This window comes from Knoellia sp. p5-6-4, from assembly GCF_029222705.1.
In the GTDB taxonomy this organism is placed as follows: domain Bacteria; phylum Actinomycetota; class Actinomycetes; order Actinomycetales; family Dermatophilaceae; genus Pedococcus_A.
Genome location: NZ_JARGZF010000002.1, coordinates 1,101,618 through 1,121,957 on the forward strand (window position 1 = coordinate 1,101,618; position 20,340 = coordinate 1,121,957).

Annotated in this window: 17 protein-coding genes; 16 read left to right on the plus strand and 1 reads right to left on the minus strand. The window is 70.5% G+C overall.

Annotated elements, in window-relative coordinates; translation table 11 throughout:
- Positions 1-4 precede the first annotated feature (4 nt).
- The 5 genes from P2F65_RS16605 (at position 5) to P2F65_RS16625 (ending at position 5,866) form a co-directional block, all read left to right on the plus strand.
- Positions 5-2,017, plus strand: coding sequence for a hydantoinase B/oxoprolinase family protein (locus P2F65_RS16605; protein WP_275810264.1), 2,013 nt, complete (start codon positions 5-7; stop codon positions 2,015-2,017).
- The gene (locus tag P2F65_RS16610) at positions 2,001-2,885 is read left to right on the plus strand and encodes an NmrA family NAD(P)-binding protein (RefSeq protein WP_275810265.1); all 885 of its coding nucleotides are present in this window, start codon (positions 2,001-2,003) and stop codon (positions 2,883-2,885) included. The genes P2F65_RS16605 and P2F65_RS16610 overlap by 17 nt, the downstream gene beginning before the upstream one ends.
- Before the next feature lie 73 nt (positions 2,886-2,958).
- Positions 2,959-4,098, plus strand: coding sequence for a DegT/DnrJ/EryC1/StrS family aminotransferase (locus P2F65_RS16615; RefSeq protein ID WP_275810268.1), 1,140 nt, complete (start codon positions 2,959-2,961; stop codon positions 4,096-4,098).
- Positions 4,095-4,745 carry an acetyltransferase gene (locus tag P2F65_RS16620; protein ID WP_275810271.1) on the plus strand — a complete coding sequence of 217 codons (651 nt, stop codon included), beginning with the start codon at positions 4,095-4,097 and terminating at the stop codon, positions 4,743-4,745. Before P2F65_RS16615 ends, P2F65_RS16620 begins: the two co-directional genes overlap by 4 nt.
- Positions 4,746-4,750: 5 nt before the next feature.
- A complete protein-coding gene (locus P2F65_RS16625; protein ID WP_275810274.1) occupies positions 4,751-5,866 on the plus strand; it encodes a TDP-N-acetylfucosamine:lipid II N-acetylfucosaminyltransferase in 1,116 nt (371 codons plus the stop codon).
- On the opposite strand, the gene P2F65_RS16630 is transcribed toward P2F65_RS16625, so the two are convergent.
- Positions 5,863-7,371: a lipopolysaccharide biosynthesis protein gene (locus P2F65_RS16630; protein WP_275810277.1), complete on the minus strand. Its 1,509-nt coding sequence runs from the start codon at positions 7,369-7,371 to the stop codon at positions 5,863-5,865. The two genes, P2F65_RS16625 and P2F65_RS16630, sit on opposite strands and share 4 nt — an antisense overlap.
- Positions 7,372-7,677: 306 nt before the next feature.
- Between P2F65_RS16630 and P2F65_RS16635 the strand changes: the two genes are divergently transcribed.
- The 11 genes from P2F65_RS16635 (at position 7,678) to P2F65_RS16685 (ending at position 20,340) form a co-directional block, all read left to right on the plus strand.
- The gene (locus P2F65_RS16635; protein ID WP_275810280.1) at positions 7,678-8,691 is read left to right on the plus strand and encodes a BMP family protein; all 1,014 of its coding nucleotides are present in this window, start codon (positions 7,678-7,680) and stop codon (positions 8,689-8,691) included.
- Positions 8,688-10,346, plus strand: coding sequence for an ABC transporter ATP-binding protein (locus tag P2F65_RS16640; protein ID WP_275810283.1), 1,659 nt, complete (start codon positions 8,688-8,690; stop codon positions 10,344-10,346). Before P2F65_RS16635 ends, P2F65_RS16640 begins: the two co-directional genes overlap by 4 nt.
- Positions 10,343-11,425: an ABC transporter permease gene (locus P2F65_RS16645; protein WP_275810286.1), complete on the plus strand. Its 1,083-nt coding sequence runs from the start codon at positions 10,343-10,345 to the stop codon at positions 11,423-11,425. The genes P2F65_RS16640 and P2F65_RS16645 overlap by 4 nt, the downstream gene beginning before the upstream one ends.
- Positions 11,422-12,348 carry an ABC transporter permease gene (locus P2F65_RS16650; RefSeq protein ID WP_275810289.1) on the plus strand — a complete coding sequence of 309 codons (927 nt, stop codon included), beginning with the start codon at positions 11,422-11,424 and terminating at the stop codon, positions 12,346-12,348. Before P2F65_RS16645 ends, P2F65_RS16650 begins: the two co-directional genes overlap by 4 nt.
- 230 nt (positions 12,349-12,578) lie before the next feature.
- Complete coding sequence (locus tag P2F65_RS16655; protein WP_275810292.1) at positions 12,579-13,754, plus strand: CoA transferase; 1,176 nt, start codon at positions 12,579-12,581, stop codon at positions 13,752-13,754.
- A complete protein-coding gene (locus P2F65_RS16660; protein ID WP_275810295.1) occupies positions 13,751-15,256 on the plus strand; it encodes a carboxyl transferase domain-containing protein in 1,506 nt (501 codons plus the stop codon). The genes P2F65_RS16655 and P2F65_RS16660 overlap by 4 nt, the downstream gene beginning before the upstream one ends.
- Before the next feature lie 7 nt (positions 15,257-15,263).
- On the plus strand, positions 15,264-15,530 hold the full coding sequence (locus P2F65_RS16665) for a hypothetical protein (RefSeq protein WP_275810298.1): 267 nt from the start codon (positions 15,264-15,266) through the stop codon (positions 15,528-15,530).
- Positions 15,531-15,559: 29 nt separating this feature from the next.
- Positions 15,560-16,549 (plus strand): carbamate kinase, encoded by a 990-nt coding sequence (arcC, locus tag P2F65_RS16670; protein ID WP_275810301.1) that lies wholly within the window; start codon positions 15,560-15,562, stop codon positions 16,547-16,549.
- A complete protein-coding gene (locus P2F65_RS16675) occupies positions 16,533-17,669 on the plus strand; it encodes a ring-opening amidohydrolase (protein ID WP_275810304.1) in 1,137 nt (378 codons plus the stop codon). Before arcC ends, P2F65_RS16675 begins: the two co-directional genes overlap by 17 nt.
- 128 nt (positions 17,670-17,797) lie before the next feature.
- Entirely contained in the window at positions 17,798-19,660 is a 1,863-nt protein-coding gene (locus tag P2F65_RS16680; RefSeq protein ID WP_275810307.1) for a DUF294 nucleotidyltransferase-like domain-containing protein, read from the plus strand.
- Entirely contained in the window at positions 19,657-20,340 is a 684-nt protein-coding gene (locus P2F65_RS16685; RefSeq protein WP_275810310.1) for an exonuclease domain-containing protein, read from the plus strand. The genes P2F65_RS16680 and P2F65_RS16685 overlap by 4 nt, the downstream gene beginning before the upstream one ends.

Consider the following 20,340-nt stretch of genomic DNA (forward strand, 5'->3'; position numbering starts at 1 on the left):
CGCCATGACGCAGACAGCCCAGACCGCCACGGCTGCCCAGTCCCAGGGCGCCGACCTCGCCGCCATCGTCGCGGCGAAGCCGGTGAACCCGGCCGGCCTGCCCACGGCATACGAGCACGGCAACCGGCTCACCGCCGAGGGCACCACCGTCGACCCGATCATCATCGAGATCGTCGAGGGCACGCTGGCCAGCGTGGAGATGGAGGTCGAGACCGCCATCGCGCGCACCAGCCGCTCGCCCATGATCCGCGACGCGCACGACTTCCGCGCCGGCATCCACGACCGCCAGCTGCGCAAGCTCACCGGCCGCTCCTACTCGGCGCTCGTGCACCCGATCGTGCGGGACTTCCCGCTGTCGGAGATGCAGGAGGGCGACGTCTTCTTCCACAACGACGTCTACGAGTCGGAGGGCGGCATCGGCCACCTCCCCGACCTGTGCGTCACCGTGCCGGTGTTCCACGACGGCGAGGTCGTCGCGTTCGTGCAGGCCTTCGGGCACCACGACGACATCGGCGGCGCCTGCCCCGGCTCGATGCCCTCGGGCGCCCAGAGCGTCTACGAGGAGGGCCTCGCCGTCCCGCCGATCAAGCTGTGGGAGGCCGGCAGGCCCAACACGGCCGCGCTGCGCATCATGACGCGCAACTCGCGCATGCCCGACAGCCTCGCCGCCGACCTCGACGCCGAGTGCTCGGCCTGCCTCATGGGCGCCCGCCGGCTGTCGGAGCTGTTCGGCCGCTACGGCCGCGAGACGGTCGAGGCCGCCTTCGACGGCATCCTCGACAAGACGACGGAGACCTACCGCCGCGAGATCCTGTCCAAGATCCCCGACGGCACCTACGTCTGGGAGGACTACGCCGAGCACGACGGTGTCGACGAGCCGACGCTGCACACCCAGCGGATCACGCTGACCAAGGTGAGCGACGCCCCGGCCGACCCCGAGAACGGCCGTCCGGCGGGCCCGCGCCTCATCATCGACTTCACCGGCACCGCCCCGCAGGCCAAGGGCCCGATCAACCACTGCGGCGACTACGTCGGCGGCAACTTCCTCAAGAAGTGGCTCGCGCCGATCCTGCGCAACCTGGCCGACACCCCGGAGCGGATGGCCGAGCTCGACGTCAACGAGGGCATCGTGCCGCTCATCGAGATGCGCTTCCCGGAGAAGGGCACCCTGCTGACGCCGATCTTCCCGGCGCCGACCAACGCCCGCACGTTCGTCATCCTGCGCCTGCTCGGCGTGCTGGCGGGCGTGGTGGCCAAGGCGGTCGACGGCAAGATGCCGGCCGACCAGGAGACCATCCGCTACACCGGGGTCTACGGCAAGGACCGCGACGGCAACGACTACCTGATGCGCGAGGTGCTCGGCGGCGGCTCGGGCGGCCGCTACTACGCCGACGGCGAGGACACCATCCACGTCGTGCCCGACTCGCGGAACCTGCCGACCGAGTTCACCGAGTCCCGCTTCCCGTTCATCGTCGAGCGGCTCGGCCTCGCGGTCGACTCCGGTGGCGCCGGACGCTACCGCGGTGGCCTGGGCTACGAGAAGCAGATCCGGATGCTCAAGGACGCCAACTTCATGTCCATCGCCGACCGCTCGATCCTCGCGTGCTGGGGCGTCAAGGGCGGCAAGGCCGGACGGCCGTTCGAGGTGACCATCGACCTCGGTGGCCCCAACGAGCGCGAGGTCGACGCGCTGGCCGACGCCGAGCCCGTGAAGGCCGGCCAGGTCATCCGCATCCGCACCACCGGCGGTGGCGGCTGGGGCGACCCACTGACCCGCCCATACGACGAGGTGAAGCGCGACCTGCGCTGGGGCAAGGTCTCCTTCGAGGGCGCCCGCCGCGACTACGGCGTCGTGGCGACCGGCACCAAGGACGACCCGGTCGTCGACGTGGAGGCCTCAGACGCGCTGCGCGAGCAGCTGCGCGCCGAGCGGCCCGCGGAACCCTTCTTCGACCGCGGCCCGGGCTACGCCCGCCTGGCCGAGGGCAAGAGCGCGGCGGATGTCGACTGGCTCTGACGAGCTGGTGACCCCCGGGAGCCCCGCACGGCGGGTGCTCGTCATGGGCGCGTCCGGCAAGACCGGACGCGCCGTGACGGGCGCCCTGGCCGCGCGGGACTTCTGCGTGCGCGCCGCCGTCCGCTCGCCCGCCTCGGCCCAGACCGTGTATGCCGCCGGTGCCGGTGAGCTCGCGGTGCTCGACCTCGCGAGCGGGGCCGGGGTCGAGGAGGCCCTCGACGGCGTGTGGGGCGTCTACCACCTGGCGCCGAACGTGCACCCCCGCGAGGTCGAGATGGCGCGGCTGGTCGCCGACACGTCCGCCCGGCAGGGCGTGCAGCGGCTGGTGTTCCACTCCGTGCTCCACCCTGACGACACGTCGATGCCGCACCACCTGCGCAAGGCCAGGGCGGAGGAGGTGGTTCGAGCATCGGGGGTGCCGTGGACGGTGCTGCGCCCCGCGGCATACCACCAGAACCTGCTGCCGGCGGCGCTGAGCGGCTCGATCGGCGTCCCCTACTCCCTCGACTCCCCCTTCTCGAACGTCGACCTCGACGACGTCGCGGCCGTCGCGGCGACGGTGCTGTCCGAGGCGGGGCACGAGCAGCAGACCTACGACCTCGCCGGGCCCGAGGTGCTGAGCGTGCGCGAGATGGCCGCGCAGGCGAGCGAGGTGCTGGGGCGACCGGTCACGGCTGCGCAGACCCCACGCGGCGACTGGCTCGCCGGTCCCGGGACGGGGCTGCCCGAGGACGCGAGGCGAGACCTCCTGGCCATGTTCTCGGCCTACGACCGCGAGGGTCTGGTGGGCGGCACCGCCTGGCTGTGGGCCCTGCTCGGCCACCGGCCTACCACGTGGGCAGAGGCCGTGGCTGGCAATCCGGTCTGACCGAGCCAGGCAGCGCCGCATTCGACGGGGTTGCTGTCCGGCCGCGCTGCCAGCCGCCACTACGATGAACCGCATGCCCGAGCCGCTCGCCTTCGACCATCCCATTCCCGTCGGTCGACCGAACGTCGGCGACCGTGACCGGTTCCTCGCCATGGTGGGTGACGCCCTGGACCGGCGGTGGCTTTCCAACGACGGCCCGTTCGTGCGTGAGCTGGAACAGCGCATCGCCACGCGGGCCGGTGTCGCCCACTGCGTTGCCATGTGCAACGGCACGGTGGCCTTGGAGGTCGCGATCCGTGCCCTGGGGCTCGCGGGTGAGGTCATCGTCCCCTCGTACACCTTCGTCGCCACCGCACACGTCCTGCAGTGGCTGGGGATCACGCCGGTGTTCGCCGACATCGACCCGCACACGCACCAACTCGACCCCGCTTCGGTCGAGTCCATGATCACCCCGCGCACCACTGGCATCCTCGCCGTTCACCTCTGGGGTCGCGCAGCTCCCGTTGCCGCGCTCCAGCAGATCGCGGACAGGCATGGCCTTTCCCTCTTCTTCGACGCGGCGCACGCCTTCGACTGCATGTTCGACGGAAGATGGGTCGGCAGTTTCGGGCGTGCAGAAGTACTGAGCTTCCACGCCACGAAGTTCTTCAACACGATCGAGGGTGGCGCCGTCCTCACCAACGACGACGACTTGGCCCACCGGATGCGACTCATGCGCAACTTCGGATTCGCCGGTGAGGACACCGTCGTCGACGTTGGCACCAACGGCAAGATGAATGAGATCTGCGCCGCCATGGGGCTGACGAACCTCGAAGTGATCGAGGACATCACTGCGGTGAACCGACGCAACGCCGAGGCCTACACCGCGGTCGTCAACGCCATCCCCGGCCTGCGGCTGCTGCCCTTCGACCCAGCAGCCCGCAACAATTTCCAGTACATTGTGCTCGAGGTTGAGTCCGGCTCCCCAGAGGAACGTGACCGGATTGTGCAGCACCTGCGGAACAACAATGTCCTCGCCCGGAAGTACTTCTGGCCAAGTGTCCACCGGATGCAGCCCTATCGGGATCTCCACCCTCACGCCGGCCTCCTGCTGCCCCACACCGAGCAGGTCGCGGACAGGGTCGTGGTGCTGCCCTCCGGCACTGCGGTGGCGCCTGAGGACATCGAGATCATCGGGAAGCTCCTCCGCGTGGCCTCGGGGCATCACGGGTGACCCACCGGGACAAGGCCCCCCGGGTTCTCCACGTCTTCGGCGCCGGCGGCCAAGGGCGCGAGGCCGCCTGGTTCGCCCGGGCACGCTGGGGAGAAGACCTCGAGGTGCGCTTCGTCGTGGACGACCCGCGCTTCGTCCCCGCTGACAGGGCCGATGTCGGTCTGGTCCGGGACATCCGTCCCACCGCGGGTCACCGATGGGTGGCAGCAGTGGGTGACGTTGCGGCGCGACGCCGAGCCACCGAGGCCCTCGGGGCAACCGGAATGCCGGCCACCCGTGTAGTGCACCCTGGCGTCGACCTTAGCGGGGTGGAGCACCTCGGCGCGGATGTCATCGTCGGTGCCGGCGCCGTTCTATCGGTGGGTGTCAGCGTGCACGACCACGTCCACGTCAACGTCGGCGCAACCGTGAGCCACGACGTCGTGCTCGGCGAGTATGCGACCCTTTCCCCGGGCGTCCATGTCGCGGGGTGGGTCGACATCCGGCCAGGTGCGGTGCTCGGCATCGGTGCCACGGTTGTCAACGGCTCACCGGGCCGAAGGCTGGTGATCGGGGAGGGCGCCGTGGTGGCTGCCGGGGCTTGCGTCCTCGGGGACGTCGAGCCGGGGACCATGTACGCCGGGGTTCCCGCCCGGCGCAAGCGGTGAAACCGATGCACATCCTCCACGTCGGCTCCAGTTCCGCCTTCGTCGACTTCCTGGTGCGCTACTTCGAGCGCGCAGCCCCTGGGCAGAACCGCCTTGTGCGGTACCCCGCAGCGCCCCAGGCCACGAGTCCCCTCGGCACAGCTTTCGCCGCGGTCGGTTATGCCCGGCAGTTGGTCGCCATCGTGCGCGCAGCGCGCCGGGCCGACCTCGTCGTCGCCCACATGATGACGCTGCCTTCTGCGTTGGCAGTCCTTGGCGCACCGGCTAGGGCCTATCGGGTCTGGAGCGGCTGGGGGGCGGATTATTACGGGTCAGGCGCCGGAGACACCGAGGGCCTTCTGGGCTCGCAGACAGAAAAACTCGTGGCTGACCTCGGGCTCGACCGGGCACCGCAGGGCGGCCTTCTGGTGCGCCACCTCACCGAACGAGTCGTCGACCGGGCCATCAGCAAGGTGGATACGTTCTCGGCACCTATCCCCGACGATTTCGACATCATGCGCCAACGGCATCCCGGCTTCCACGGCGCCTACCACCAGCTGAACTATGCCGACATCGCATCCTTCAAAGGCCCCTCGGTCATCCCGGCGGGCGGGGACATCCTCCTCGGCAACTCCGCCTGGAGCGCCAACAACCACCTTGAGGCGCTCGAGCACCTGAGCGGGCTGGATCTGGGCGACCGCAAGATCTTGACACCGCTGGCCTATGGCGACCGCACCTACCGCGACATCGTCGTGGAGCGCGGCCGCGCACTGTTTGGCGACGCATTCGTGCCCTTGCTCGAGCCGCTGCCATTCGATCGGTACCTCGACCGGGTCAGTCGCTGCGGGGTGGTGGTGATGAACCACTTCCGGCAGCAGGGACTCGGGAACATTGGGATCGGCCTGTACTCGGGAGCTCACATCTACCTCTCACGCCGAAACCCGCTCCACGCCTTCCTCAGCCGGGCAGGTCTCGACATCCATGAGTTCGAGACCGCAACGACGCTCCCTCGGGCGCCGGTCGTGGGAGCAGCTCTCGAGCGCCGGCGCGAGCTGATGAGGGCGATCTGGGGCGAGGACGTCGTGCTGGGGAATGTGCAGCGCCTTCTCAACGCCGCCCGATCTAGCGGCCGGGACGACTAGCGAAAGCCACCATCGCCACCATCGCCACCATCGCCACCATGCTCAGCCCGGGGCTTGACGCATCGGCGAGGCAGCGCACGACGCAGATCGGGCAGGCTCGCCAAACCCCAGACCACGAGGAAGGCAGCACTGGTACAGACTTGGGCTAGGGAGCCCCATCCGACTTTGGCTGACCACACACACAGGCCCGCAACGACCAGCATGGCGGACACCGTCCTGAGAGTGAGTATCACCCAGTGGTGTCCACCTTGCCGCCAGCAGACCGCGAAGGAAATGGCGAAGATCGTCGCTGTGCCGGCAAGGTAGCCGACCGCGATGCCCACGATGCCCCACGCCGGCCCCGCGAACAACCAGACCAGGCAGCCCAGAGTCATCCCGGCAATGCCGCCGCCCGTCGTGATTCGCATGCCACGACGCCCAGCGGTCATGATCGCGTTGACGCTGGAGACGCCAAGCGTCGTCAGGCACACGGCGCCCATGAGAATGGGCAGCACGACGGCAGAGTCTGCGTAGCGATCACCCCACAACACATCGACGATGAGCCGGCTGCACAGGGCCAGAGGGCCGAAGATCGCCACCATTACGCTGAACAGACCCCGCGTGGCGAGGTCGGTCTGGGTGTGGAACTGGACCCTGTCTCCCCGCCCCCAAGACTCTGCCATGGTGGGGAACAGAACCAAGCTGAGGGACCCTGCCAAGAGCGAGGCGGGCGTTGCCAGCGTCATAGCTGCCGCGAACAATCCGGCGTCGTGCGGCGATGCGACCGCCTTGGCAACGATCATCGCGAGTTGCAGGAATCCTGCACTGACGATCGACCCGACTGCGGCGAGCGTGATGAACCCGTCGATCTCGCGTCGCAGTTCCTTCCCCAAGGTGCTTCTCGCTCCGTGCGGCCAGCACGCAACGGTGTAGACGCCGTAGCTGGCTGCCAGAGGCAGTAAGAGCGCCAGGCTGCGTATCCCCAGCAGCAACAGCACCAACATGCCTACCAGACCAAGGACGGAGGCGATGACGTCCCACTGGGTCCCCCGGCGCACCTGGCCCACGCCGTATTGCACTCCTCGGGTGAAGGCGTATCCGCAATACCCGGCCAGCAGAAGCGCGATGCTCACGACATCAAGCACGGTGGCCCGGGGGTCATGGATGCTCCACAACACGCCGCACACCACGACCATCAGCGCCGTCACCTGGACACTGCGACGGCCCAAGTGTGCCGCAACCGCCTGGGTCTGTTGTGCGTCCCCCCCGCCTCGCGAGCGCGCGAGGAACTTCGCCGCGGCGGACCCGATGGACGTCGGCCAGCACAGCGAGAGCAGCAACGCGACAGAGATTGCACTCTGGAAGATGCCGAGTGCCACTGGTCCGCCCATGCGCCCGACGAGCAAGTTAGCCGCGAACCTCAGTCCACCCTGCGAAGCCGTGCCTAGCAGGCCCCAGGCGCCACGCTCGGCCATGGTTCCCACCGTCGGCTGGTCCAGGCGGACAGGGCGCAGCAGTGTGGTCACGTTGGGTAAGCCTACCGACCCCATGACCTCGGCTCTCCGCATGCACGGCCGGCTGTCTCAGCTCCGCAAACCGGCACCAAGTTACGGCTGCTCGAAACACCCCTTAATGACTCTGTAACCCTACGGACCGGTATGTGGGACACCGCCCGACCCGCTGGGGAAAAGACACAACCGGGACCTGTGGCACCTGTCACATATTGACGACGTACCGCCCTTATTGCGCTGGCACGCTCCTCGCAACAACAGCGGGGCTCCCGGCCCCTGCCGGCAAGGTCGCCGGCGCCCCTTCCCCTCTCGGAGGCACTCATGGCTCGTTCGTCCCTCATCCGCCTGGCCGCCCCGACGGTGGCCCTCGCGCTCGCGCTCTCCGCCTGTGGCGGCGGCTCCTCCGGCTCCGGCGGCGAGGGAGGCGAGAAGGAGCTCAAGGTCGCCGCGCTCTTCTCCGGCTCGGCCACCGACGCCGACTACAACTCGCTCGGCCTCCTCGCCCTCGAGGCGGCAGAGAAGAACCTCAAGGCCGAGACCGCCCACTCCGAGAGCGTGCCCGTGCCCGACGCCGAGCGCGTCATGAAGGAGTACCTCGCCGACGGCTACAACGTCATCTGGAGCCACGGCAGCCAGTACTTCGAGGCGACCCAGAAGCTGGCCAAGCAGAACCCCAACGTGACCTTCATCGGCGAGTTCGACGACAAGCCGAAGGAGTCGGTGCCCAACCTGTGGGTGCTCGACCGCAACTTCCACGTCGCCTTCTACCCGATCGGCATCCTCGCGGGCGCGACCACGAAGTCGGGCAAGATCGGCTACGTCGGCGGCCTGAGCCTGCCGTTCTCCTACTCCGAGGTCCACGCGATCAACCAGGCGCTGAAGGACAGCGGCTCCTCGGCGAAGGTCACTCCGGTCTGGACCGGTGACTTCAACGAGCCGGCCAAGGCGCAGCAGATCACCACCCAGCTCATCGGCCAGGGCAACGACGTCATCGTCGGCTCGCTGAACCTCGGCATGGTCGGCGCCTTCCAGGCCACCAAGGGCAAGGCTGCCGACGTGCGGGTGACCGCAAAGTACACCGACAAGTCGCAGTTCGACCCCGAGCACTACGCGACCTCGACGATCTACGACTTCACCAAGCCGCTGAACGACATGCTGACCAAGATCCAGGGCGGCACCACCTCCGGCTACTTCCCGCTCGGCTTCGACGCCGGTGTCTCGATCCAGCCGCCGAAGAACGTCTCCCCCGAGGTCGTGACCAAGGTCGAGAAGGCGGTCGAGGACATCAAGTCCGGCGCCATCACGGTCGAGAAGAACCTCACCCCGATCAAGTGACGGGCCGACCCGACATGACCTCGGTGGACGAGTCGCGCCTCGGCGTGGCCCAGGGCTCCTCCGCTCCCCTCCTGGCGATGGAGGGGATCCGGAAGACCTTCGGGCCCGTCGTGGCCCTGGACGGGGTGGACCTCACCGTCGGCCGCAGCGAGGTGCACGGCCTCCTCGGCGGCAACGGCGCGGGCAAGACCACCCTCATGAACGTGCTCTACGGCCTGTACCGGCCGGACTCCGGCAGCGTCGTGCTCGACGGGTCCACCGTCGACATCCGCGACCCGCGGGACGCCATCTCGCACGGCGTCGGCATGGTCCACCAGAACTTCCTCCAGGTGGACACCTACACCGTGACCGAGAACATCGTCCTCGGCACGTCGCTGCCCTCGTGGCCGACCGTCGACCTCAAGGCACCGGCGACGCGGATCGCCGAGCTCTCGGAGCGCTTCGGCCTCACCGTCGACCCCCATGCCGAGGTGGCTCGCCTCTCGGTGGGCCTGCGGCAGCGCGTCGAGATCCTCAAGGCGCTGTACCGCGGGGCGAAGGTGCTCGTGCTCGATGAGCCCACGACGAACCTCACGCCGCAGGAGGTCGACTCGCTCTTCGGCTCCCTGCGGGCGATCGTCGACGAGGGCATGAGCGTCGTGTTCATCACCCACAAGATCCGCGAGACCATGGCGGTCTGCGACGCCCTCACGGTGATGCGCGACGGCAAACGCGTCGGCACGGTGCGCCGGGCCGACACCTCTGCCGCAGACCTCGCCACCCTCATGGTCGGCGACGACGCAGCGGTGGGTCGGGTGACAGAGGTCGTCACCGCCGGGATGGGCGCACCGAGCGACGCCGTGCCGGCCGACGCCCCCGTCCCCGTGCCGATCGCCGACACGCGCGACCTGACCGGCGCCCTCGTGCGGGTGACGGTGCGCGACCTCGTGGTGCACAACGACCACGGGGTGGCAGCGACGCACGACGTGGGCTTCGAGATCCGCCGCGGCGAGATCGTCGGCATCGCCGGCGTGGCCGGCAACGGCCAGGTCGAGCTCGCCGAGGGCGTGGCCGGCGTGCGCGCGCTGCACAGCGGTGCCGTCGAGGTCGACGGCGAGCCGCTCGCCGGTCGACCGACAGCCGTCTGGCTCGAGTCGGGCGTCGCCTACGTGCCGGAGGACCGGCACCGGGACGGCATCCTGCCCTCGGCCAGCATCATGGAGAACCTCGTCCTCGGCGCCCAGCGCAGCGTCCGGTTCCGCAAGGGCCCGCTCGTCGACTGGAAGGCGGCCCGCCGCCACGCCGAGGAGGCCATCAAGACCTACTCGATCAAGGCCTCCGGCCCGACTGCTCCCGCTGCCGCCCTCTCCGGCGGCAACATGCAGCGCGTCATCCTCGCCCGCGCCTTCTCGCACCGGCCGGGCTTCCTCATCCTGCACAACCCCACCCGTGGCCTCGACATCCCCTCGACCCAGTTCGTCTACGACCGGGTCCGGGAAGCGGCCCAGGAGCACTCCGCGGTGCTGCTGATGTCCGAGGACCTCGACGAGCTGACGCACCTGTGCGACCGCATCCTGGTCCTCTACTCGGGCCGGATCGTGGGCGAGCGCCAGCGGGGCCACTACGACCAGTACGAACTCGGCCACCTCATGGCCGGTCTCGAGGACAAGGCATGACCACCACCGCCACCCCGCCCGCCACGACACCGTCGCCGACGACCACGCGCCGAGGCGCCGGCCTGACGCAGACGCTGCTGTCCTACGTCATCGCGGTCCTGCTGGCCTTCGTGGTCTCGGGCATCGTCATCGCGCTCCTGGGGCACTCCCCCATCGAGGCGTTCCGCGCCATCGTCACCACGTCGTTCAAGTCGTCGTTCGGCCTCATCGAGACGGTGCACAAGTGGGTGCCCCTGGTGCTGCTGGCGCTGGCCTTCACGATCCCGCTGGCGGCCGGCAAGTACAACATCGGTGGCGAGGGACAGCTGCTCGTCGGCGCGACCGCCTCGGCCGCGGTCGGCATCACGATGAAGGACTCACCGATGGTGGTCCTGCTCCCCCTCGTGCTGCTGGTCGGCGTGCTCGCCGGCGGCGTCTACGCGTGGATCGCCGCATGGCTCATGGACCGGTTCGGGGTCAACGAGATCCTCAGCACGGTGCTGCTGAACTTCGTCAGCTTCGGCATCGTCGACTACGTCGCCAGCGAGGTGTGGAGCGACCCGGCCGCCGGGCACCCCACGACCGTGCCGATCGGTGAGGGCGGCCTGCTCCCCCTCATCGGGGCGCCCCCGCTGCACAGCGGCGTCTTCCTGGCGCTCCTCGTGTCGGTGGCCACCGTGGTGGTCATGCGCCGCACCGTGCCGGGCTACGAGCTGCGGGCCGTGGGCACGAACCCGCGGGCGGCCGCCGTCCACGGTGTGCGCATCGGCCGCGTAGCGGTCGGCTCGCTCGTCGTCGGTGGCGCGCTCGCCGGTTTCGCCGGGGCCATCGAGGTGGCCGGCGTCCACGGCAAGCTCATCGAGGGCATGCAGTCCAACTACCTGCTGCTCGGCATCATCATCGGGCTCATCGCCCGGGGCAACGCCCTCGCCGTGCCGTTCGTGGCCTTCGGCATCGCCGTCCTCGAGGTCGGCGCGAGCGCGATGCAGCGCAGCGCCGACGTGCCGATGGAGATGGTGCTCATCGTCGAGGCCCTGATCCTGCTGTTCCTGCTGTTCTCCGACGTCGTCGGGGCCCGTCTGAGGAGGTCCTCGCGATGAACGAGGTCGTGCCGTTCCTGCAGCTCGTCGTCACGGCGATGGTGCCCTTCATCCTCGCTGCCCAGGGCACCATGCTCGCCGGCCGCGCCGGGGTGTTCAACGTGGCCCAGGAGGGCTTGATGATGCTCGGCGCCAGCGTCGGGTTCCTGGTCTCGCTGAAGATGGGCGGCAACCCGATGGGCCTGCTCGTCGCCGCCCTCGTGGGCGCCGCGTTCGGCTGGTTCCTGGGCTGGGTCACCACGCGCTTCCGCCTCGACCAGTTCGTCATCGGGCTCGCCCTGTTCTTCGCGGCCGTGGGCATCGCGTCGCTGCTCTACAAGGTGGTCATCGGCGTCACGCTCACCCCGCCGCTCATCGACACCCTGCCCGACATCAAGATCCCCGTGCTCTCGGAGATCCCGGGCGTCGGCCAGATCCTGTTCACGCAAGACGCGATGGTCTATTTCGCGTTCCTCGTCTCGGGGTTCCTCTACTGGATGCTCTACCGCACCAACCTCGGCCTCAAGCTGCGGTCGGTGGGCGAGAACCCCAAGGCCGCCGACAGCCTCGGCGTCAGCGTCGCCCGCACCCGCATCTGGTGCTCGACCGCCGGTGGCGCCCTGATGGCCCTGGCCGGCGCGTACCTGCCGATGACGTACACGGGCACCTACACCGAGGGCATCGTGGCCGGGCGTGGCTGGCTCGCCATCGCGCTGGCGTTCTTCGGCGGCTGGCGCCCGCAGTACATCCTCGCCGGCTCGGCGTTCTTCGCCGGCATGGAGGTGCTCGCCCTGCGGGTGCAGGTGGGCGGCGTCGACATCCCCCACCAGTTCATCTCGATGCTGCCGTACGTCGCGACGCTGCTCGTGATGATGTTCGCCCTTCGCTGGGCGAGCGTCCCCGCCTTCCTCGGTCGCAACTACGACCGGGAGAGCAGGCACTGACGACGCCCCCCACGTCAGGTGCCAGACGGTGCCCCCGGCCCCCAGACCCTGGGCCGGGGGCCTCGTCGTCCCCCGGCTCCCCGGAGCCGACTGGGCAACATCTGACAGCGCGCCGGCCCAGCAGCCATCGCGGGCTGCCAGCGTCCTCCCTCGGCGCCGCGCCTAGGCTCGACCCCACGGCATACCCCGGCTCGCCTGTCGAGCCGTCCCATCAGCACCAGGAGCACACCGTGAGCGCACCCCTCGAGGGCACCACCGTCATCGACCTGTCCCGGGCGCTGGCCGGCCCGCACGCGGGAATGATGCTCGGCGACATGGGCGCCCGCGTCATCAAGGTGGAGTCACCCGGCGCCGGTGACGACACCCGAGGGTGGGGCCCGCCCTTCGTGGGGCCGGAGGACGACCCGATCTCGACCTACTTCCTGTCGTGCAACCGCAACAAGGAGTCGGTGACCCTCGACCTGAAGTCCGACGACGGCCGCGAGACGCTGACCCGGCTGGTGCGCCACGGCGACGTGCTCATCGAGAACTTCCGCCCCGGCGTGCTCGACCGGCTCGGCTTCACGGTCGAGCGCCTCCACGAGATCAACCCCGGCCTCATCGTGCTGTCGATCAGCGGCTTCGGACACGACGGGCCGCAGGGTGGCCGCGCGGGCTACGACCAGATCGCCCAGGGCGAGGCGGGCCTGATGTCGCTGACCGGCCCCTCCCCCGACCAGCCCACCCGCGTCGGCGTGCCGATCGGCGACCTGCTCGCGGGCATGTACGGCGCCTACGGCGTGGTCTCGGCCCTCCACGAGCGCAACCGCACCGGCAAGGGGCGCGTGGTGCGCACCTCGCTGCTTGCCGCGATCGTCGGCGTGCACGCCTTCCAGGGCACCCGCTACACCGTCGCCGGCGAGGTGGGCCACGGGCAGGGGAACCACCACCCGTCGATCACGCCCTACGGCCTCTTCGAGTGCAAGGACGGCATGCTGCAGATCGCCTGCGGCAGCGAGGGCCTCTGGGTCAAGCTCGCGACCGCCTTCGGCATCGACCCCACCGGCGAGGGCATGGCCACCAACCGCGAGCGGGTCGCCAACCGCGAGGCCGTCAACGCCGCGGTCGACGCCGCCTTCGCCGACCGCACGCTCGCCGACCTGCTCACCACGCTCGACGAGATCGGCGTGCCCGCCGGCGAGGTGCGCACCCTCGACCGCGTCTACGAGTGGGACCAGACCCGCTCGCAGGGCCTCGTGCTCGACGTCGACCACCCCGTGCTCGGCTCGATCGAGATCCCCGGGCCGCCGATCCGCTTCGACGACAACGCGTATGCCGGTGGGCGGGCTGACCACCTCGCCCCACCGATGCTGGGCCAGCACAACGACGCGGTGCGCGCCTGGCTCGACGAGCAGGACCAGGCGTGAGCGAGAAGCCGCGCCGCCTCGGCGCCCTCGAGCTGCTCGAGACGGTGCTCGACGAGGGCAGCTGGAAGAGCTGGGACGTGGCCCCGGTGCAGCCCACCTCCCCCGACAGCCCGTACGCCGCGGAGCTCGCCGCCGCTGCCGAGAAGGCCGGCACCGACGAGTCCATCATCACCGGCGAGGGCACCATCCGCGGACGCCGGGTGGCGATCATCGCGGGTGAGTTCCGCTTCCTGGCCGGGTCGATCGGTGCCGTCGCGGCGGAGCGGATCGTGCTGGCGTTCGAGCGTGCCCGCGAGGAGGAGCTGCCGCTCTTCGCCGCACCCTCCTCCGGCGGGACGCGCATGCAGGAGGGCACCCCCGCCTTCGTCGGCATGGTGAAGATCAGTGCGGCGTGCGCCGCCTTCAAGTCCGCCGGGCTGCCCTACCTCGTCTACCTGCGCCACCCCACCACCGGTGGCGTCTTCGCGTCGTGGGCCTCGCTCGGCCACGTCACGGTCGCCGAGCCGGGTGCCATGGTCGGCTTCCTCGGGGCGCGCGTCTACGAGGCGCTCTACGGCAAGCCGTTCCCAGAGGGCGTGCAGACCGCAGAGAACCTCTTCGAGCACGGGCTCGTCGACGCCGTGCTGCCGGTCGAGGCCCTCGCCGAGGTGGCCGACCGTGCCCTCAGCGTGCTCATGGCCCCACGTGAGGACCTGCCCGACGTGCCGGAGATCCCGAAGGAGCAGCTGGCCGACATCCCTGCCTGGGAGTCGATCACCCGCAGCCGCCGCGAGGACCGGCCCGGCGTGCGCACCCTGCTGCGCCTCGGGGCCACCGACGTGCTGCCGCTGCACGGCACCGGCCAGGGCGAGTACGACCCCGGCATGCTCATGGCGCTGGCCCGCTTCGGCGGTGCCCCCTGCGTCGTGCTCGGCCAGGACCGGCGCGGCCAGACCGTCGAGGACCCGTTGTCCCCCAAGGGACTTCGCGTCGCCCGTCGCGGCATGCGCCTGGCCCACGAGCTCAACCTGCCGCTGGTGAGCGTCATCGACACCGCCGGTGCGGCGCTCTCCAAGGAGGCCGAGGAGGGTGGCCTGGCCGGTGAGATCGCCCGCTCCCTCGCCGAGCTCGTGACCCTCGACGCCCCCACCCTGTGTGTGCTGCTCGGCCAGGGCACCGGCGGTGGCGCGCTGGCGGTCATGCCGGCCGACCGCGTGATCTGTGCCCAGCACTCCTGGCTGTCGCCGCTGCCGCCCGAGGGTGCCTCGGCCATCCTCCACCGCGAGACCAGCCGTGCGCCGGAGCTGGCGGCCAGCCAGCGGGTGCGCTCGCTCGACCTGCTCGCCGACGGCATCGTCGACCGCATCGTCGCCGAGCACCCCGATGCGGCTGACGAGCCGGAGCAGTTCTGCCAGCGCATGTCGCAGTCCATCCAGCACGAGCTGGCGACGCTGGCGCGCATGGACCGGCAGGAGCGCCTGCAGGCCCGGCTCGACCGCTACCGCAGGCTGGGCCAGAACTAGGACAGCGGTGCCCCCCCTGGGCCCCGCCGAGGGGACCGGCCGGCCCCTCCAACCCGCCCTGGTCGAGCGCTACCGCCTGGCTTGGGCGCTGGCCGACGTCGCCGGCTTCGTCGAGGTCCTGAGGCACACGCCCGAGGAGACGGCCGACACCGCCACGGCGTGGGAGGCGCTGGTCGGCACGCTCGAGGAGCTGGCCGCACGGCATACATCTCCCAACAGCGGGCGGATCGTTGGGCACTTGGTGCCAACGCGGCCGGACCCCGAACCTCCCTAGGCTCGCGCCCTAGACCAATGGAGGTGGGCATGAGGGTCCTCGTCGCGCTCGGCGGCAATGCCATGACCGGCCCGGACGGCAGCGCCGCCCCCAAGGAGCAGCGCCACGCCATCGCCCGGGCCATGGAGCACATCGCCGGGCTGGTCGAGGCGGGTCACGACGTCGTGCTGACCCACGGCAACGGGCCACAGGTCGGCAACCTGCTCGTGAAGAACGAGCTAGCTGCCAGTGTGGTGCCGCCCGTTCCCCTGGACTGGTGCGGGGCGCAGACGCAGGGAACCATCGGCTTCACGATCCTCGACACCCTCGAGTGGTCGCTGGGCCAGCGCGGCGTCGACCGCCGCTGTGCCGCCCTCATCACCCGCACGCTCGTCGACGCCGACGACCCCGGCTTCACCCAGCCCACCAAGCCCATCGGCCGGTTCCTGCCACGCGAGCAGGCCCAGGTGCTCATCGACCACGGGCAGACCTGGGAGGACCGCGGCGAGAAGGGCTGGCGCCGGGTCGTCGCCTCCCCCGAGCCCATCGAGGTGCTCGAGACCCACACGCTCCTCACGCTCATCGACTCCGGCTACGTCGTGGTGGCCGCCGGCGGCGGCGGGATCCCGGTGATCCGCACCGAGGAGGGCAAGGTCCGCGGCGTCGAGGCCGTCATCGACAAGGACCTCACCGCCGCCGTGCTCGCCCGCTCGGTGCACGCGGACGTCCTCGTCATCGCCACCGACGTCGAGAACGCCGTCATCGGCTACGGCACGCCCGACGCGCGCCCCCTCGGCCGGGTGAGCCTCGCCGAGATGGAGGAGTATGCCGCGCAGGGCCACTTCGCATCCGGCTCCATGGGCCCCAAGGTGGAGGCGGCGCTGCGGTTCGTCCGCAGCGGCGGGCAGCGCAGCATCATCACCTCGCTCGACCGCATCACCGAGGCCATCGAGACGCCGGGCCAGGTCGGCACCGTCATCGAGAACGTCCAGCAACAAGCAACGAACCAGAAAGGTGAGTCACGTGCCCGAGCCCATTGAGGTCCGCAAGGTCCCGATCCACAGCGTCGCGGACGCCTCCGAGCTCGCCAAGCTCATCGATGACGGCGTCATGGAGGCCAGCCGCGTCATCGCCATCATCGGCAAGACCGAGGGCAACGGCGGCGTCAACGACTACACCCGCATCATCGCCGACCGGGCGTTCCGCGAGGTCCTCATCGAGAAGGGCGCCCCGGCCGAGCAGGTCAAGCAGGTGCCGATCGTGTGGTCCGGCGGCACCGACGGCGTGATCAGCCCCCACGCCACGATCTTCGCCACCGTGCCCGCGGAGAAGGCGGAGCAGTCCGACGATCTGCGCCTCACGGTCGGGTTCGCCATGAGCGAGCCGATCAAGCCCGAGGAGATCGGGTACGTCGGCATGGTCAAGAAGGTCGCCGACGGCGTGAAGGTCGCCATGGAGCGGGCCGGCATCACCGACCCGGCCGACGTGCACTACGTGCAGACCAAGACCCCGCTGCTCACCATCCACACCATCCGCGACGCCAAGTCCCGCGGCAGGTCAGTGTGGACCGAGCACACCCACGAGTCGATGGACCTCTCCAACGGCACCACCGGCCTCGGCATCGCCGTCGCCCTCGGCGAGATCGAGATGCCGGCGGACGAGGACGTCATGCACAACCGCGACCTGTACTCCTCGGTCGCGTCCTGCTCCTCGGGCGTCGAGCTCGACCAGGCGCAGATCGTCGTCGTCGGCAACACCCGCGGCATCGGCGGCCGCTACCGGATCGGCCACTCGGTCATGAAGGACGCCCTCGACCAGGACGGCATCTGGGAGGCCGTCAAGAGTGCGGGCCTCGACCTGCCGGAGCGTCCGCACTGGACCGACCTGCAGGGTCGTCTGGTCAATGTCTTCCTCAAGTGCGAGGTCAGCCAGGACGGCACCGTGCACGGCCGCCGCAACGCGATGCTCGACGACTCCGACGTGCACTGGCACCGCCAGATCAAGTCCTGCGTCGGTGGCGTCACCGCAGCCGTGACCGGCGACCCTGCCGTCTTCGTCTCGGTCTCCGCCGCCCACCAGGGCCCCGACGGCGGCGGCCCCGTGGCCGCGATCGTCGACCTCGGCGAGGGCGAGCCCACCGGCTACCGCTGGAGCCGCTGACCCCAGGTCCGACGCGTCACCGGTTCGGGGTGTTGCCGAGTGCTGTTGCGCTCGGCAACACCCCGAACCGCGTTGGGGCCCTTGTCCCCGGGACCGCCCCCGGCCCCGCGTGCCATGATGCGCGGGTCATGGACACCGAGCTGGTCGAGATCCGCGAGTTCCTGGCGCAGCACGCGCCGTTCGACACGCTGCCCCGCCCGGTGCTCGAGCGCCTCGTCCCCCGCCTCGAGGTCCGCTACTTCCGCCGCGGGAGCGTGCTGCTCGCGGTCGGGCAGCACACCGACGTCATGTACGTCCTCCGGTCCGGGGCCATCGACATCAGGGACCGCGACGGCGAGCTCGTCGAGCGCTCGGAGAGCGGCACGTCGTTCGCGATGTCCCCGCTGCTGCAGGAGACGCCCTCGTCCTACGAGTTCACCGCCATCGAGGACTCGCTCGTGCTGGCCGTGCCCGCCGAGGCGTTCCTCGGGCTGTGCCGCGAGCTCCCGGACTTCAAGGCCTTCTTCGACCGACGCCACCGCCAGCGGGCCCAGCAGGCGCAGTTCACCGCGCAGATCGCGGGGCGACGCTTCGCAGGGCTTCGGGTCGCGGCCCGCGACCTGGTCGCCCGAGCGCCCGAGACCGCCGACTCGCACGTGAGCATCCGCGAGGCCGCCGAGACCATGCGCAGCCGTGGTGTGTCGTCGCTGTTGGTCGTCCACGGCGGCCGGCTGGTCGGCATCGTCACCGACCGCGACCTGCGCAACCGCGTGCTGGCCGACGGCCGCGACCCCTCCTCTCCCGTGGCGTCGGTGATGACGACGGAGCCCGTGACCGCCTCGCCCGACGACCTCGCCTTCGAGGTGCTGATGGAGATGGTGGCGCGCAACATCCACCACGTCCCCGTCGTCGACGACGGCAAGCTCGTCGGCATCGTGACCAGCACCGACCTGATCAGGCTCGAGCAGGCCAACCCCATCTACCTCGTGGGCGACCTCCGCAAGGCGAGCAGCGCCGAGGAGGTCGCCAGGCTGAGCGCCAGGCTGCCGCAGGTCGTGCAGCAGCTGGTCGAGCAGGACGCCTCCGCCGACGACGTGGGCCGGGTGGCCACCGCCGTCGGGGACGCCACCGGCCGCCGCCTGCTCGACCTCGCCCTTGCGGGCCTCGGCCCCGCCCCCGTCCCCTGGTGCTGGGTTGCGCTCGGGTCGCAGGCCCGCCACGAGCAGGGCCTGGCCAGCGACCAGGACAACGCCCTCCTGCTCTCGGACGAGGCCACGCCCGACGACGCGGCCTGGTTCGAGGCCCTCGCCCGGAGGGTCAGCGACGACCTCGCCGCCTGCGGCTACACCTACTGCACCGGTGGTGTGATGGCCACCAACGCGAAGTGGCGCCAGCCCCTGGGCCAGTGGAAGCGCACCTTCGCCGGCTGGATGACGACGCCGCACCCTGACGCGGTGCTCGCCGGCAGCATCTTCTTCGACATCCGCCCCCTCCACGGCGCCGCTGAGCTGTTCACCGACCTGCAGGACCACGTGCTCGCCCAGGCGCCCCACCGGTCGACCTTCCTGGCCCACCTCGCCAAGCACGCGGTCTCCAACCACCCGCCGATCGGCTTCTTCCGCGGATTCGTGCTCGAGGGGGCGGGTGAGCACGTCGACACGCTCAACCTCAAGCGCAAGGGCCTCGGGCTCATCGTCGACCTCGCCCGGGTCCACGCCCTCGCCGTGGGCACGCCGCACGTCAGCACCCTCGCCCGGCTGCGGGCGGTCACGAGCGCCGGCCGGCTCAGCGCCGAGGCGGCGGCCGACCTGGCCGGTGCCATGGAGTTCCTGGGCCAGGTGCGGCTGCGCCACCAGGCGAACCAGGTGAGGGCCGGGCGGGCACCCGACAACTACGTGGGTCCCGACGAGCTCAGCGCGTTCGACAAGCGCCACCTGCGTGACGCCTTCCAGGTCGTCAAGCAGGGGCAGGCCGTCCTGGCCCGCACCTACCCGCTGCACTACCTGTCATGATCCTGCGCAGCTCCCCGGACCGGCGTCGCGCCCGGCAGCTGGCGGCCGGTCCCCAGGGGGCGCTGCGCGACTACCTCGCCCAGCCGTTCCCCCCGTCGGGCACGGACCACACGAGCCTGCGCCTGCTGGCGGTCGACCTCGAGACGACCGGTCTCGACCCCGACCACGACCGCATCGTCAGCATCGGGTTCGTGCCCGTCGACGGCACCAGCATCGTGCTGTCGGGTGCCGGGCAGCTCGTCGTGCGGGGCACCACGAGCGTGGGCCAGAGCGCGACGGTCCACGGCCTCACCGACGACCGGGTCGCCGCCGGGCTCGACCTGCCCGCCGCCCTCGACGCCCTGCTCGGGGCGCTCGCCGGGCGGGTGCTGCTGGCCCACCACGCGGCGATCGAGCAGGGGTTCCTCGACGTCGCCTGTCGGCGGGTGCACGGACAGCACCTGCCCTCCGTCGCCGTCGACACGATGGCGCTCGAGCACCGGCTGCTGACCACGGGGTGGACCCAGGAGCCTGCTGCGGGGAGCCTGCGACTGGCTGCCGCCCGCGCCCGGCACGGGCTGCCCCGCTACCGGGCGCACGACGCCCTCACCGACGCGCTGGCCTGCGCCGAGCTCTACCTCGCGCAGGTCGCCGAGATCGGCCGCGGCCGGCCGGTCACCCTGCGCCAGCTCACCCGCTGA